Source organism: Mesobacillus sp. MER 48, assembly GCF_023714225.1.
GTDB classification, from domain to species: Bacteria; Bacillota; Bacilli; order Bacillales; family Cytobacillaceae; genus Mesobacillus; species Mesobacillus oceanisediminis_A.
Genome location: NZ_JAMAUR010000006.1, coordinates 21,018 through 36,648 on the forward strand (window position 1 = coordinate 21,018; position 15,631 = coordinate 36,648).

The 15,631-nt window shown below is 43.5% G+C and carries 16 protein-coding genes; 13 read left to right on the forward strand and 3 right to left on the reverse strand.

Annotation, left to right across the window (positions count from 1 at the left end; all coding sequences use genetic code 11):
- Nucleotides 1-90 precede the first annotated feature (90 nt).
- Both yugI and M3593_RS18265 read left to right on the forward strand, forming a co-directional pair.
- On the forward strand, nucleotides 91-483 hold the full coding sequence (yugI, locus tag M3593_RS18260; protein WP_144478616.1) for a S1 domain-containing post-transcriptional regulator GSP13: 393 nt from the start codon (nucleotides 91-93) through the stop codon (nucleotides 481-483).
- 758 nt (nucleotides 484-1,241) lie between these two features.
- Nucleotides 1,242-2,435, forward strand: coding sequence for an ornithine--oxo-acid transaminase (locus M3593_RS18265; protein WP_251544931.1), 1,194 nt, complete (start codon nucleotides 1,242-1,244; stop codon nucleotides 2,433-2,435).
- A gap of 38 nt (nucleotides 2,436-2,473) precedes the next feature.
- Here M3593_RS18265 and M3593_RS18270 read toward each other — a convergent pair whose 3' ends face one another.
- Complete coding sequence (locus M3593_RS18270) at nucleotides 2,474-2,707, reverse strand: DUF378 domain-containing protein (RefSeq protein ID WP_144478620.1); 234 nt, start codon at nucleotides 2,705-2,707, stop codon at nucleotides 2,474-2,476.
- Between the two features lie 203 nt (nucleotides 2,708-2,910).
- On the opposite strand from M3593_RS18270, the gene M3593_RS18275 reads away from it, so the two are divergent.
- The 3 genes from M3593_RS18275 (at nucleotide 2,911) to M3593_RS18285 (ending at nucleotide 6,433) form a co-directional block, all read left to right on the forward strand.
- Complete coding sequence (locus M3593_RS18275) at nucleotides 2,911-4,074, forward strand: iron-containing alcohol dehydrogenase (RefSeq protein ID WP_251544930.1); 1,164 nt, start codon at nucleotides 2,911-2,913, stop codon at nucleotides 4,072-4,074.
- A 287-nt stretch (nucleotides 4,075-4,361) separates the two neighbouring features.
- Nucleotides 4,362-5,711 (forward strand): glucose-6-phosphate isomerase, encoded by a 1,350-nt coding sequence (locus M3593_RS18280; RefSeq protein ID WP_144478624.1) that lies wholly within the window; start codon nucleotides 4,362-4,364, stop codon nucleotides 5,709-5,711.
- A gap of 314 nt (nucleotides 5,712-6,025) precedes the next feature.
- Entirely contained in the window at nucleotides 6,026-6,433 is a 408-nt protein-coding gene (locus M3593_RS18285) for a YugN-like family protein (RefSeq protein ID WP_251544929.1), read from the forward strand.
- A 20-nt stretch (nucleotides 6,434-6,453) separates the two neighbouring features.
- Here the strand turns inward: M3593_RS18285 and M3593_RS18290 are convergent, their stop codons facing one another.
- Nucleotides 6,454-7,452 carry a potassium channel family protein gene (locus tag M3593_RS18290; RefSeq protein ID WP_144478628.1) on the reverse strand — a complete coding sequence of 333 codons (999 nt, stop codon included), beginning with the start codon at nucleotides 7,450-7,452 and terminating at the stop codon, nucleotides 6,454-6,456.
- 212 nt (nucleotides 7,453-7,664) lie between these two features.
- Here M3593_RS18290 and M3593_RS18295 point away from each other — a divergent pair, with 212 nt between their 5' ends.
- The 7 genes from M3593_RS18295 to M3593_RS18325 all read left to right on the forward strand — a co-directional run bounded on the left by M3593_RS18295 (nucleotide 7,665) and on the right by M3593_RS18325 (nucleotide 14,331).
- The gene (locus tag M3593_RS18295) at nucleotides 7,665-7,868 is read left to right on the forward strand and encodes a hypothetical protein (RefSeq protein WP_144478629.1); all 204 of its coding nucleotides are present in this window, start codon (nucleotides 7,665-7,667) and stop codon (nucleotides 7,866-7,868) included.
- A gap of 308 nt (nucleotides 7,869-8,176) precedes the next feature.
- Nucleotides 8,177-8,767 (forward strand): undecaprenyl phosphate transporter UptA, encoded by a 591-nt coding sequence (gene uptA, locus M3593_RS18300; protein WP_251544928.1) that lies wholly within the window; start codon nucleotides 8,177-8,179, stop codon nucleotides 8,765-8,767.
- Between the two features lie 117 nt (nucleotides 8,768-8,884).
- The gene (locus M3593_RS18305) at nucleotides 8,885-10,429 is read left to right on the forward strand and encodes a spore germination protein (protein ID WP_144478633.1); all 1,545 of its coding nucleotides are present in this window, start codon (nucleotides 8,885-8,887) and stop codon (nucleotides 10,427-10,429) included.
- 3 nt (nucleotides 10,430-10,432) lie between these two features.
- The gene (locus tag M3593_RS18310) at nucleotides 10,433-11,542 is read left to right on the forward strand and encodes a GerAB/ArcD/ProY family transporter (RefSeq protein WP_251544927.1); all 1,110 of its coding nucleotides are present in this window, start codon (nucleotides 10,433-10,435) and stop codon (nucleotides 11,540-11,542) included.
- The gene (locus M3593_RS18315) at nucleotides 11,517-12,773 is read left to right on the forward strand and encodes a Ger(x)C family spore germination protein (RefSeq protein WP_251544926.1); all 1,257 of its coding nucleotides are present in this window, start codon (nucleotides 11,517-11,519) and stop codon (nucleotides 12,771-12,773) included. The genes M3593_RS18310 and M3593_RS18315 overlap by 26 nt, the downstream gene beginning before the upstream one ends.
- A 251-nt stretch (nucleotides 12,774-13,024) precedes the next feature.
- Nucleotides 13,025-13,912: a helix-turn-helix domain-containing protein gene (locus tag M3593_RS18320; protein ID WP_251544925.1), complete on the forward strand. Its 888-nt coding sequence runs from the start codon at nucleotides 13,025-13,027 to the stop codon at nucleotides 13,910-13,912.
- A gap of 41 nt (nucleotides 13,913-13,953) precedes the next feature.
- A complete protein-coding gene (locus tag M3593_RS18325; RefSeq protein WP_251544924.1) occupies nucleotides 13,954-14,331 on the forward strand; it encodes a hypothetical protein in 378 nt (125 codons plus the stop codon).
- A 364-nt stretch (nucleotides 14,332-14,695) separates the two neighbouring features.
- Here the strand turns inward: M3593_RS18325 and M3593_RS18330 are convergent, their stop codons facing one another.
- Nucleotides 14,696-14,953 carry a hypothetical protein gene (locus M3593_RS18330; RefSeq protein WP_144478643.1) on the reverse strand — a complete coding sequence of 86 codons (258 nt, stop codon included), beginning with the start codon at nucleotides 14,951-14,953 and terminating at the stop codon, nucleotides 14,696-14,698.
- Nucleotides 14,954-15,058: 105 nt separating this feature from the next.
- On the opposite strand from M3593_RS18330, the gene M3593_RS18335 reads away from it, so the two are divergent.
- Complete coding sequence (locus M3593_RS18335; RefSeq protein ID WP_251544923.1) at nucleotides 15,059-15,628, forward strand: TVP38/TMEM64 family protein; 570 nt, start codon at nucleotides 15,059-15,061, stop codon at nucleotides 15,626-15,628.
- Nucleotides 15,629-15,631 lie beyond the last annotated feature (3 nt).

Sequence of the window (15,631 nt, forward strand, 5' to 3'; positions counted from 1 at the left end):
TTATTCCTTTTGATAAATGCTACAGAATATGATATAATTTTTAATTGCGTATTAATGGGATAAAATAAAACAATATTTAGGAGTGTTTCCATGTCAGAGAAAATCGAAGTAGGCAGTGTTTTAACAGGTAAAGTAACAGGAATTCAGCCATATGGCGCTTTCGTAGCATTAGATGAAAATACACAAGGTCTTGTGCACATTTCAGAAATCACACACGGGTATGTTAAGGATATTAACGAGCACCTGTCAGTTGGCGACGAAGTGAAAGTGAAAGTATTGTCAATTGATGAAGCTGCTGGAAAAATTGGCTTATCAATCCGTGCAACTGAAGAAGCTCCAGAACAGCCACAACGCGCTAAAAAGCCACGCAGCAAGCGCCCTGCTGCAGTCGTACAGCAGCAAGACGACTCAGCACAAGGCTTCAACACGTTGAAGGATAAGCTTCAAGAGTGGATCAACCAGTCAGATATGGCTAAGAAATAAGCTTCAAAGCAGAAACCGGATATTGCGTCCGGTTTTTTTTTGTTGGTTTGCTTTTTGATGAGGATATATTGTTTGACCTGGGCCAAGCTCGGACAAGGTTTAGAGTGAATTCGGGAAAGCTGTCCGAAGTTGGTGTGACTTCGGACAAGTTTCTAGAGTGAACCCGAAAAGCTGTCCGAACATGGATTGACTTCGGACAAGTTTCAGAGGAAACCCAGAAAAGCTGTCCGAAGTTGGTGTGGCTTCGGACAAGTTTCTAGAGTGAACCCGAAAAGCTGTCCGAACATGGGTTGACTTCGGACAAGTTTCAGAGGAAACCCCGAAAAGCTGTCCGAACTAAGCCTGACTTCGGACAAGTTTCCGAGGAAACCCCGAAAAGCTGTCCGAACTAGGCCTGACTTCGGACAAGTTTCAGGGGAAACCCCGAAAAGCTATCCGAACTAGGCACGATTTCGGACAGGTTTCAGAGGAAACCCCGAAAAGCTGTCCGAACATGGCACGACATCGGACAAGTTTCAGGGGAAACCCCGAAAAGCTGTCCGAACTAGGCCTGACTTCGGACAAGTTTCAAAGGGAAACCCAAAAAGCTGTCCGAACCCGGCACGTCTTCGGACAAGAATCATCAGTGAACACCCCAAGTTGGCATAACCAAAACCGATATTCCGCCTCAATTCTCTTTTAGGGGGTTAAAATGAAAGAGCTTACAGGTTACAATATGATTGTCTAACCAATTTTTTCATTGGAACGGAGGAAGATTCATGACGACAAAAACGAGTTCATTGATTGAACAGACTCAAAAGTATGGTGCGAATAACTATCATCCGCTGCCGATCGTTATTTCGAAGGCAGAAGGAGTTTGGGTAGAGGATCCTGAAGGCAACAAATATATGGACATGCTAAGCGCTTATTCAGCTGTCAACCAGGGGCACCGTCACCCGAAGATCATCCAGGCGTTAAAAGACCAGGCAGATCGCGTGACGCTTACTTCAAGGGCATTTCACAATGACCAGCTTGGACCATGGTATGAGAAGGTCTGCAAGTTAACGAACAAAGAAATGGCCCTGCCGATGAACACTGGAGCTGAGGCAGTGGAAACGGCAGTGAAGGCAGCTCGCCGCTGGGCTTATGATGTAAAAGGTGTCGTGGAAAACCAGGCAGAGATCATCGCATGCGTCGGCAACTTCCACGGCCGCACGATGACAGCTGTTTCGTTATCTTCTGAGGAAGAATATAAGCGCGGTTTCGGGCCAATGCTTCCAGGCATCAAATTGATTCCTTACGGAGACCTTGAAGCCCTGAAGGAAGCCATCACACCAAATACTGCAGCGTTCCTGATTGAGCCGATCCAGGGCGAGGCAGGCATCGTCATCCCTCCTGAAGGCATTATGAAAGCGGCTTTTGATGTGTGTAAAGAAAACAATGTCCTGTTCATTGCGGACGAAATCCAGGCTGGTCTGGCCAGATCCGGAAAAATGTTTGCATGCGAATGGGAAGGCATTGAGCCTGATATGTATATTCTCGGAAAAGCACTTGGCGGCGGGGTATTCCCGATTTCCTGTGTAGTGGCGGATCATGCTGTGTTAGGAGTTTTCAACCCTGGCTCACACGGATCGACTTTCGGAGGCAATCCAATGGCTTGTGCCGTTTCCATCGCCTCTCTTGATGTGCTGATTGATGAGAAACTTGCTGACCGTTCCCTTGAGCTCGGAGAATATTTTGTCGGCAAGCTTCGCGAAATCGATAATCCAATGATCAAGGATATCCGCGGCCGCGGCCTGTTCATTGGCGTCGAGCTGACAGAACCGGCACGCAAATACTGTGAAGAATTGAAAGAAGAAGGCCTGTTGTGCAAAGAAACGCATGATACAGTCATTCGTTTCGCACCGCCGCTTGTCATCAGCCTTGAAGAACTGGACTGGGCCATCGAGCGAATCAAGAAAGTTTTATCATAAAACGATAAAAAACCCGCCTGTTGGCGGGTTTTTGGTTTTTATCGGGTAGCGCGTGGTTCTGCTGCTCTTTCCTCTCTTTCGCTTGGTGCGAAAAGAAGTCCAATGTTAATTAAGCCAGCAAGTCCGACCAAACCATAGATGATTCTTGACAACGCTGAATCCTGGCCGCCAAAGATTGCTGCTACAAGATCAAATTGGAAGAATCCGATTAAGCCCCAGTTGATGGCCCCGATTATGGTAAGAACAAGTGCTGCACGTTGAATACCGCTCATGGATATTTCCTCCTTAAAATTAAATTTGTTCTTTTATAGAATGTTTCAGCACGGTATGAATTATTCATCCGCCCTATATTTCTTACCTACCCTTCTAAAAAAAGTTGTAACTTTTTGCAGCACATTAGAGAACATTAAGGAGTGTATTTTTTGCAATGCGTTTGGAAAAAGAACATAATAATCCCTAGAGGAAGGTGATTTAAATGGACAACTTTACTTTTTATAATCCAACAAAACTGATTTTTGGCAAAGGCCAGCTTGAGGAACTTAAAAATGAGGTTCCGCAATACGGAAAGAAGGTACTGCTGGTTTATGGCGGCGGTAGCATCAAGCGTAATGGACTTTATGACTCTGTGATGAGCACTCTTAAAGAAATTGGAGCTGAAGTATTCGAGCTTTCCGGTGTGGAACCGAATCCCCGGCTTTCGACTGTCCATAAGGGCGTGAAAATCTGCAAAGAAGAAGGTATTGAATTCCTTCTGGCAGTAGGCGGAGGCAGCGTCATCGACTGCACAAAGGCAATTGCTGCCGGAGCAAAATATGATGGGGATGCATGGGACCTGGTAACCAAGAAAGCTTTTGCTTCTGAAGCTCTACCGTTTGGAACTGTGCTCACCTTGGCAGCAACGGGCTCAGAAATGAATGCCGGTTCTGTCATCACAAATTGGGAAACGAATGAAAAGTACGGCTGGGGAAGCCCGGTAACATTCCCGAAATTCTCGATCCTTGATCCTGTGAACACTTATTCAGTGCCGAAGAACCAGACGATTTATGGTATTGTCGACATGATGTCGCATGTTTTCGAACACTATTTCCATCTGACCGAGAATACGGAATTCCAGGATCGCATGTGCGAATCCCTGCTGTTGACTGTGATGGAAACAGCCCCAAAACTGCTTGATGACCTGGAAAACTATGAGTACCGTGCAACAATCCTTTACGCTGGAACGATGGCCTTGAACGGCATCCTGAATATGGGCTACCGCGGTGATTGGGCTACCCATAATATCGAGCACGCTGTATCTGCAGTATACGATATCCCTCACGGAGGCGGCCTGGCGATCCTGTTCCCGAACTGGATGAAGCATAATCTCAAAGTAAAACCAGAGCGATTCAAGAAAATGGCTGTCAGAGTATTCGGTGTGAATCCTGATGGCAAGACAGACGAAGAAGCTGGACTTGAAGGAATCGAAAAGCTTCGTGAATTCTGGAACAGCATCGGCGCACCATCACGACTCGCTGATTATGACATTGACGACAGCAAACTAGATTTGATGGCCGATAAAGCAATGGCGAACGGTGAATTTGGCAACTTTGCAAAAATGAATAAAGACGACGTAGTGGAAATCTATCGTATGTCATTGTAAAGCTGAAATAGCGAAGGACCCGGAATGATTTCCGGGTCCTTTTTCTATTTTGAAAATAATCTGGAGGGAATTGACATAGGAACAATGGAAAATAAACATCGTTTGGGGGTGCAGGAACCTTCTCTTTTTCATTGTTTAAAACCCTTAAATTAGGAAAAAGATAAAGCGAGTCATAGAAGTTTAAAAATATTTCATAATTGGTCACGCTTTCATACTGTGGTGTTTCTTGATTATTAAGATTCATTTCGATAAAGTGATAGAGAATATAAAATAATGGAGGATCAGACATGACACATGTTCGTTTTGATTACTCAAAGGCGCTTAGCTTTTTTGGTGAACACGAAGTTACATATTTAAGGGATTTTGTAAAAGTAGCACACCATTCATTACATGAAAAAACGGGTGCAGGCAGCGACTTTTTAGGCTGGATCGATCTCCCTGTCGACTATGATAAAGAAGAATTTGCCCGCATCCAGAAGTCAGCAGAAAAGATCAAAAGTGATTCTGATGTCCTGCTAGTTGTCGGGATTGGCGGATCTTATCTTGGAGCACGTGCTGCACTTGAATTTTTACAGCACAGCTTCTATAACGCTCTTCCAAAAGAAAAGCGAAACACTCCGCAGGTTATTTTTATCGGCAACAACATCAGCTCAACGTATATGACTGATGTGATGGATCTTTTGGATGGAAAAGACTTCTCCATCAATGTGATCTCAAAATCCGGTACAACAACCGAGCCAGCGATTGCTTTCCGCATTTTCCGCAAGATGCTTGAGGAGAAGTATGGTGTGGAAGAAGCACGCAAACGCATTTACGCGACTACAGACAAAGCACGCGGTGCATTAAAGACACTCGCTGACGAGGAAGGCTATGAATCATTTGTGATTCCTGATGATGTTGGCGGCCGTTATTCTGTATTGACTGCAGTAGGCTTGCTGCCGATCGCTGTCAGCGGTTCAGATATCGAAGCCATGATGAATGGTGCGGCACAGGCAAGGGAAGACTTCGGCAAGTCAGAGCTTGAAGAAAATCCTGCATACCAGTATGCGGCAGTCCGCAACGCGCTTTACAACAAAGGCAAAACAATCGAAATGCTGATCAACTACGAGCCATCCCTTCAGTACTTCTCTGAATGGTGGAAGCAGCTGTTCGGCGAAAGTGAAGGAAAAGACCAGAAGGGAATCTACCCGTCATCAGCTAACTTCTCAACAGATCTTCACTCCCTTGGACAGTATGTGCAGGAAGGACGCCGCGATTTGTTCGAGACGATCATCAAGGTGGAAAAGCCTCGCCATGAGCTGACAATCGAAGAAGCTGCAAGCGATCTTGACGGCCTGAATTATCTTGCCGGCAAGACAGTTGATTTCGTGAATAACAAAGCGTTCCAAGGCACAATGCTTGCCCATACTGATGGAGGCGTACCGAATCTGGTTGTAGAAATTCCTCAGCTTGATGAATACACATTTGGCTACCTTGTGTACTTCTTTGAAAAAGCATGCGCGATGAGCGGCTACCTGCTTGGCGTGAACCCATTCGACCAGCCGGGCGTCGAAGCATACAAAGTGAACATGTTCGCATTGCTTGGAAAACCAGGCTTTGAAGAAAAGAAAGCTGAATTGGAAAAGCGACTTAAATAATGATGAAGAAGGAGTACCCGTAGTGGTGCTCCTTTTTGTTTTGAAATTGGAAAAATAAGGAATAATTTCCAGTTCGCCAATAAATTTTGGATTTTCGCCAATAAACATGTGCAAATCGCCAATAAAAAGAAATTTTCGCCAAAAAAATAGTGGGAATCGCCAATAAAATCATCTTTTCGCCAATAAAGGCACTAATCACAACGCTAATACCCCGAACAAACCCGGATTCTTGGCCAATCCAAACTTTCACCGCTCATTAATTCGCCTGTTTTGGTTAAAACTAAGCAAAAACATTTGGAAAGGCGGACAAACCATTGATTGAGATACAATCTGAGCTTGAGGGCAAACATTTTGATCTTTATAAACTGGAACAGCTGCTTAAACCGTTGGGGTATTCCGTGGGGGGAAACTGGGATTATGACCATGGAGCCTTTGACTATAAAATTGATGACGAGGTGGGCTATCAATTTTTGCGTCTTCCCTTTAAGGCGATTGATGGACAACTCGACTCAAAAGGCTGCACTGTAGCACTTCAGCGTCCATTCCTTCTTTCGCATAAATATCAGCGTGGACTTGATGACCATGCGGAGATTGGAAATGCCAGCGCATCCTTCAACCAGTTCCAGGAACCGGTGGATAAGGATGCGAGTTTTCCAGAAAAGTACATTGAAGTGGGACGTTCACTTGTCTTCGAAGCAGAAATTGCCTTATTGCATCATTAATTGCTTGAAATGGCCAAAAGCTATTCATCATTATCGTTTGAAATGGCAAGAAGTTGATCATCAAATTTAATTTTGATATTTCTTTTGGGGTTGACGATTATGTCATCCCCTCTTTTTATGCCAATCAGGATCGTATTTCGTTCCCTCAGCAAAAAGCTGCTTGCTTCCTGGAAGTGCTTGTCCATCAGAGTGGTTTCAGGCTCAATATAAGACAAGTGTTTGCCGTTTAATTGGCCAAGCAAATCCAATAATGGATTCACAACCTCAGGAGAGGCGATGCTGTTCAAAAGGACTGCGCTGGTCAAAGCATTAGCGGGGATCAGTTCATCTGCCCCTGCCCTTCTGGCGTTATTGACCTGTTCACTCGTTTGGATTTCTGCAATGCAGCGTATATCAGGATTCAGCCCTTTGATCGCAAGCAGTGTAAGAATCGTATTCATATCAGCCTGCAGTTCATCCAGATTTTGATCAGAAGTAATGATCACTTTTCTGGCGGTTGAGATACGGGCATTCAGTAATGTTTCATCCTTGTTCGCACGGCCCCTGATAAAATGCAAATTGTCTTCCTTGATTGGATTCGAACCCAGTGTGTCGTCAATCAGGATAATGGATTCGGATTGAATGAGGGACCTGATAATTGTGCGTGACCTCTCATTCCAGCCGATGATGATGATATGATCGCCCCCTCTATAACCAACTCTCCCCTCCGCGTATGCGTTCTGTTTGGTAACCGTTGCTGCTGACAGGTGAATGAAATAGGATGATAAAAATCCTGTCCCGACCAGGAGCAGGATCATGGCCGTTATTCTTCCTGGAGTAGAAACCGGGTAATAATCACCATATCCCACTGTTGATGCGGTAATGATCGCCCACCAGACACCATCGAAAACGGTCGGAAAGCTTTTGGGCTCAATAAAATGGATGACCGATCCAAAAAGGAAAATCATCAAAGCGGCAATCATCAGGATTCTTGTCAGAATTGGCAGCCTGATGAAGCGCATATACAAAAGGTTAGACATTTTTATTCCTCCTCTTTCATTCTCGCAATATGTATGAAAGCAATAATTACTTTTCCCTTTTTTCCCTATCGAAAAACAGACTTAGGAAAATTTATGTAATTCTATTCTTGTCGAGCAAAATCTTTTTTACACAAAAAAGTCATAATAGTTCATTAGCCCGTACCAATACTTATTCCTGACATATGCTGAATAGGGAAAGGAGGGATTATCAGATGTCATTTAATTGGGGATCGAACATTTTGTTATTTCTCGCCTGTATGGTCGCTGGATGGGCATTGATTCAATATGGTCCAATGCTGTTGACTCTTACGGGAGGCATTTTCGTCATTATAGGTGTCATTGTTATCGTACTTTTCGCTTTCGTCATCATTTTTATCGGCTTGAGGGTACTGCTAAGAGGCGGTTGGCGCAGCTGACGTTTCTCTTTCAAAGAACCTGTCATAATGGCGGGTTCTTTTTCATTGTTTATGAAATTAGAAAATTGTTTAGGTGTGGATAAATATATGTAGTATTCTTAATCTAGCTCCAGCGCCTAGCCCCTCGAGTCGCTTCGGTCCGCCCAATGAAGTCAAAGAACGACTTCACCGGTCGGCCCTCCAGCGCTTGTCGGGGCTGAACGAGGCGCTTACGCTTTTTGTTCTGTTTAGTGAAAAATAGAGATAAACTTGTACATTGTTCAATATATTTTTAAAAGAGAAGATGCAATCGAATTGGAGTGAAAAAAATGCATGCATTCATTATGAATGTTTTGGACTGGCTGTCGAGCCTAGGATACTTAGGAATTGCCCTCGGGTTGATGCTTGAGATCATCCCAAGTGAAATTGTCCTTGGATATGGTGGGTATATGATTTCTGAGGGAACCATTGGGTTTACAGGGGCAGTGGTCGCGGGCACCATCGGCGGGACGATGGCACAGCTTTTTCTTTATTGGCTTGGTTATTTGGGCGGGCGCCCGATGCTTGAGAAGTACGGGAAATACTTATTGATCAACAAACACCATCTTGAAGTATCGGAAAAATGGTTCGATCAATATGGACCAGGGGTTATTTTTTCGGCAAGATTCATTCCGGTCGTGAGGCATGCGATATCGATACCTGCCGGGATTGCTGGCATGTCGGCCATCAAGTTCACGCTGTATACTGTAGCTGCGATGATTCCATGGACGATATTTTTCCTTTATCTCGGCATTGTCCTTGGCGAGAACTGGTCTGGCATCAAGGACGTGGCCAGGCCATACATAATTCCCCTCAGCATCATTGCACTGGGGGCAGGAGCCGTCTATTTATTGGCAGCACGGAAAAAAACTAAGGTTTGATCAGCTCAGGAAACTTCCTGAGCTTTTTTATATGGTTAAAACTCATAAATCATAGGAGTTTAGTAAAAGTTAAGATAAGGAAATAAGCCAACCGCACGGGCAGGGAGTAGATTCAATATGTTAAAGGAAATGCTCAGGCTGTTCAAAAAACAGCAGAAACAACCTCCTCGCTCAGCGGAGAAGCTGGTCGGAGAGCAGTCTGCATTAAAGGATCATAAGTTCTCAGGGAGACTCGAAGACAATCTGTCGGTGATCAGGAAACTGTACAGTATTCCTGACAACAAGGATGTAAAATTGCGCGAAATGTACCTTGAGGGCTTCGGAAAAAATGCTGCCCTCATCTTCATCAGCACGATCTCAGATGTTAAGAGTATAGAAGAGAACATCCTCAAGCCCCTGGCAGAAAATACATCAGCAAATAAAAAGGTGAAGGATGTAGTTTCCATCCAGATGGTCCATGAAATAAATGTGTTCAAGGATGCCGTAAAGGATTTGAATAAAGGAAACGCCCTGCTCATATTGGATGGGGAAGCATGGGGATATGTTCTTGATTGTCCAGATTTCCAGAGCAGGGCAATCGAAAAGCCGGACAGTGAAATCTTAATCAAGGGACCGAAAGAGGCTTTTAATGAAAAGGCCGTAGTCAATATCTCGCTGCTCAGGAAGAAAATCAAAAATGAGAACTTGATAGTGGAAGCCGTTGAAGTCTCGCAACGTTCACACAATGATGTGTACATCGTTTATATTCGCGGACTTGCCAATGAAAAGCTGGTTGACAACATCAAGGAACGATTGGGGAGCCTTCAGGTGAATGCCATCCAGAACTTATCGCTGCTTGAAGAATATATTGAGGAAAGGAATTATTCATTATTTCCAAGTCTTCTTTCGACAGAGAGGCCTGACAGGGCAGCCTCTTTTTTAGAGGATGGTTATATCGTTCTATTAATGGATAACTCACCAGATAGTCTTGTTCTCCCTGCAACATTTTGGGCTTTTTTTCACACTCCTGAGGATCACTATCTTAGGTTCTTTTATGGAAACTTTACGAGAGCGTTAAGAATGGCAGCTCTTTTTATCACGATTTTCACATCTGCTATTTACATATCGATTACCACTTACCATGCTGAAATGATTCCGCCAGACTTGCTCCTTGCAATTGCCGCTTCACGGGAAAAGGTTCCTTTCCCTGCGGTGATTGAAATTTTGATCATGGAATTGGCCTTTGAATTGATCAGGGAAGCTGGGTTGCGAGTGCCAAGTCCAATAGGGCCGACGATCGGAATAGTTGGAGCGCTTATTCTTGGCCAGGCAGCCGTTGAAGCGAATATCATTAGTCCGATTGTCATTATTGTCGTCGCTCTCGGTGGTCTCAGCTCGTTTGCAGTCAGTGATATAAGTTTGAACTTCGCCGTAAGACTGATGCGCTTTCTATTTATCCTGAGTGCGTCGATGATGGGCATTTATGGTATGACTGCAATGTTTGTCGGTGGGCTATTCTATATGGTTTCAATCAAGTCATTTGGTGTGCCGTATTTAGCGCCTATGTCACCAAATTACAAGTCATCGAATGATACAATTTTCCGCAGGCTGACGAAAAATGAAATCTTGAGGCCAGGCTTCTTGAAAAGTGCAGATCTACAAAAAAAGACTAATGGAGAATAGGCGATGAAACAGGATAAGGGGAAAATTGGCATAAAAGAATATTTCGCTATTATTTCGTTGACCATTGGAGCGAAGTTGAGTGACGACACCCCTGCGATTATTTATGAAAATGCCAAAAATGCCGGCTGGATGGCAACGTTGCTGATTGGCCTTCTTTCACTTCTGCCGATCCTTTTTTTAATAAAAGTGTATTCAGCTCATAAAGGTAAAAACCTGCATGAAATTTTATTGCACCTTTTCGGGAAATTTTTAGGGAATATACTATCTCTTTTGTTGATAATTGGCGGGACAGCAGCAGTGATTGCAGACTCAGGTACCTACGTCGACATAATTGGCACGATGTATTTCACGAAAACACCAGCAGTCATTCTTTATATCATTTTAATGGTTATTTGCGCTTATGGAGCAAAGAGGGGCATAGAACAGATAGGCGCTGTATCCTGGCTTTTGCTGCCATACATCAAGATTACCTTGTTCATCGCCCTGATTTTTACTTTTCGCGAAGGAACACTAGGTTATCTTTTCCCTTTGTGGGGTGAAGGGCCGCTCGAAGTTGCAAAATCTTCCGTGAAAAATGTCTCAATATTTGTTGATTTTTTCTTTCTTGCCCTTATTATGCCTGTCGTGACTTCATATAAGGAAATGAAAAAAGGCACACTCATTGGTCTGGGTTTTTTAACAGTAGAAATGAGCCTGGCGCTTGTTGCCTTTGTCGTTTTATTTGATTATACTACTGCAGAAATGCTGAACTATCCTTTCCATGAAACAATCAGATATATTCAAATAGGATTCTTGGCCAACGTAGAAACCTTATTTTTTCCCTTTTGGCTGGTCGCGACTTTTATCCGTTTTTCGTTTTATCTATACATAATCGCCATATTCCTGGGAGGCGTTCTTAAAATTAATGAGTTTGAATATCTCATTCCTTTGATCGCAACCATCATCTTGCTGATGGGATTGTTACCTGATGCCCCATCGATCACCCTCTACTCGCTGAGGGAAAAAGTACTTGTCGTCTTGAGTCCTGCTTTTATGATGATGCCGCCATTAATGTGGGTAGTGGCGAAAATTCGGGGGGATTTTAAGAATGAAAATTCACTCTATAATCATTAAAGTGGCAATCCTCTCGGCTATCACTTTGAGCCTGGCGGGATGCTGGGATCACAAGGAACTGGATGATAAGGCATATGTCATTGGTATAGGACTTGATAAGCATAAAGCAGAAGGAAAGGTTAGAGTCACATACCTGATTGCAAATCCGGAGGTGGGTTCCCAGCAGACTGCTGGCGGAGCGAATGAGCCGCCGCAGGAAATTGTGACTTTGGTTGCTGATGATTTTATTTCATCGCGCAATACAGCCAATACTGTGGTGGCGAAGGAAATATCCTATGACCTGCTTCAGGTGCTTATCGTTTCAGAAGAATTAGCCAGAGACCCGGATTTTATCAGGGTCATCTACAGTGCAACTAAGGATCGGGAAATTAAGCGAAGCGCGCAATTATTAGTCACCCGGGAGGATGCGGCAGACTTCATCAAATTTAATCAACCAAGAATTGAAACCAGGCCGCATAAATTTTTAGAACTGATGATCGAAAGAGGGCAGGAGACTGGCATGATTCCCGAAGCAGACTTGAATAGTTTTTTCCGGGTCACTGAAAGCGATGCCGATTTATTTCTGGCGATATACGCTACCACCAAAAAAGTGGAAAAAGATGAAATGGAAACGACCGATGATGACCTCATGGCGGGTGAGATTCAAGTAAAAGGCACGACAAATAATGCCCAGTTCATGGGATCTGCTGTATTCAAAGAAGGAATGATGATTGGCAAAATAACCGGGGAAGAGACAAGGATATCAAGTCTATTAGACAATACCTGGACTACCGAGGATATCCTGACCGCAGTCCAAGACCCTTTTGATGAGCGATATAAGCTGAGCTTAAGAATTTCTCAAAAAAAAAGCAATAAATTTAAGCTGATTACCGGAAATGGCCGGCCAACCATTGAAATTGAGGTTCCTTTATTTATAGAAGTATACAGCGACCCAAGCATGACCAATTACGCAAAGAACCGTGACAAGGTCAAGAAGCTTAAAAAATCTCTTACGGCTGCAATAGGAAAAAACTTCACCGATTTTATAGTCTATAGTCAGGAAGAATTAAAAGGAGATACATTCGATTTATCCATACCGATGAGGAAGGAGTTTGCCACCCTCCGGGAATTCCGTGAATTTGACTGGATGCACACCTATCCTGATGCAGCAGTTAAGGTGAATGTCTCCATTCGATTTGGTGAATTTGGACGCCAGACGAAGCTGCCTGACCTTGAAGAAGTGAGGGATTAGATGGTACTGATTATGTGGATCGCCATAGCTTTTATCATATTGTATTATTTATTATTTGGTATAACGCTTTGGCGGCAAAAAAACAAGGTTGGAGCTATTGTTATCGTCCTTTTGTCTTTGTCTTGCATAGCACTCCATTATTTTTCCTATCAATGAATGTGCCAGCCATTTCAGGCTGGTACAAATTTTTAAATTTTACGAACACTATGATAATATATAATAAAATAATCACGTAAAAATGGGGTGTAGGGATGGGCCTGGTTGGATATAACTTCGGAAAGATACTTAAGTCTTCAAGAGTTTTTAAAGGATTGACTGAGGCACAGTTGGCTGCAGGTATATGTTCTGAAGAGGATATCATTCAATTTGAAAAAGAAGAGAAATATCCAACAATTGATCAATTATATAAGATGGCTTCAAAGCTTGAAGTAGAGCTTAACCATTTTTTCGATATCGCTTCGTCTGATACATACAATTACGCTATCGCTGTCACGGAGTTAATCAAAAAGTATAAAAGAGAGCGTGATTATGCCGCTATTGATGAAATCATCCAAAAGGAGCAGGATAATCAGCTTTTTAAGCATACGTCTTTCAATCAGTTTCTGGTATGGCACCAGGGGATATGCAGCTATTACCTTGAGGGAGATAGACAGAAATCAATCGGCTTGCTTGGTCAGGCATTGGCCATGACTCATCAGGAACAGGCTAGTATGAGCGAACGTGAAATTGAGATTTTGACCAGTATGGCCATTATTGAAAAGGACAGCGGGAACCTTGACAAGGCAGTGGAACTTTTTCTGAAGTCCCTGAACCAGCTGACAGAGCTGCCCCAAGTCCAGGATTCAAGCATCTGGCTAAGGATTCTTTACGGTCTCGCCCAGGCACTGTCAAAGCTGGAGAGATATGAGGAATCACTCATTTACTGCAGCAAAGGAATCGATAATTGTATATATGAAGAAAATATGTATTTATTTGGAGAACTTTATTACCAATCTGGCATGAATTTTATTAAATTGGGTAAAGAAAACAAAGGCAAGGAATATCTTGAAAAAGCAGTCATGATTTTCAAGCTGCAGAAGAATGAGAAGTTTGCCAGTCTAGTAGAAACTGAAATGGAAAAATTATTGAAATATTGCTGATACACACTTTAACTTTTTAGCCAGAGGCAGAGGAGGATAAAATGAAGAGAATAATACTGATGACCATTTTTGCTGCATTTTTTGCTGGTGTATCTGGTTGGGATTCTGAAGATAGGAGCCTGGCCGATTTGCCATCACAACACACGCCCAGTGGTACAACCTTAGCCGACTTGCCATCACAACATTCAGGCGATGGAGTCACCCTGGCAGACCTGCCGTCACAGCATGCACAAGAAGGAACATTGGTAGCAGATCTTCCCTCGCAGCACTCGCAGAACGGGACAATCGTAGCAGACCTGCCATCACAGCACACTCAACAAGGAACATTGGCAGCAGATCTTCCCTCACAGCATTCGCAGAGCGGGACAATTATAGCCGACCTGCCGTCACAGCATAGTCAAGTTGAAGGATTAGTGTAAGAAATGATTTGAGACAGCCTGGACCGATTAGGTCAGGTTGTTTTTTCATGTTGAAGGGGAAACCTTTTTCTTCATGTTTTTATGCAAGGCTCTTTTCTCAAACTATGTTGCTATTGATTACAAAATGGGATTTAATGACCTAGTTTTCTGCATAAAATTAAAGCTTATTATGAGAAAAGAGCTTGCACACTTAAAAACGAACTGCAAAATGGCTTTATAGCACGTTAAAATCGGCTTTAAGATTTTAACAACAATCTTTACGAAAACAACCTTATGCAAAGATTTCAGCTAGAATAGAACAAGTACATAGTGAAAGGCTCTGGATTTCTCCAGAACCTTATTTGATGTGGAATAGCCTCGGTTTTCAGTCTACGATATCCATATGGCTCCCGTTCATCATATTGAAGTTTTTGCTCGGCATGGCACCGTTTGTTCCGTGGCAGTCATTGTACATTTGCTTGACCTCTTCATCGGACAAGCCGGGATGCATTTTTTCGATAAGCGGCTTCATCTGGCCAAAATTGAATACGCCTTTTCCTTCTGTTCCTTCTTCCGCCAAGGCGGCGGTACTGGCTCCAAGGATTATGGCTGCGCTTAATAAACTTAACGACAGTTTTTTCATCTTCAGGTCAGCTCCTTTCGTTTATAAGTAAATTTTAGCCGGACAGTGTGCAAAAACTTAGCAGAAGCAGTGACAAATTATTGTACTTTTTCCGGAGGATAATAAATGGCATTATTAGATACTCTATCTGGACAGCCTGTCTGGATCGCAGTTTTGATCAGTCTGACGGTCAGTATCACAATTTCAATAATGGGGGTGGTCCCGAGCGCATTTGTGACGGCTGCTAATATTCTTTATTTTGGCTTTAGTGGCGGTCTTGTTCTTTCGATCATTGGGGAAGCCGCCGGGGCGATCATCAGCTTTTTTCTTTATCGAAGAGGGGTAAAAAAACTGGCGCAGAAAATCAACGACACCACCAAACCAATAAAAGGATTGGAGCGGCTTAAAAGCACTGCTGGCGCAGAGGCATTTGTCCTGGTGATTCTATTGCGGCTTTTCCCATTCGCGCCTTCAGGACTGGTGACGCTTGCGGCTTCTTACAGCAAAATGGGCGCACCTGCATTCATGGTATCGAGTACGATTGGCAAAATCCCTGCACTCTTCATTGAGGAATATTCGGTGCACACCTTGCTGGGCTGGAAAACAGAGTACCAGCTGTCAATGACGGTCTTTGCGGTTGTGGCGGGTGTCTGCTACTATTATTGGACAAACAGGAAAAGAAATCGGAGGATGTAGAAT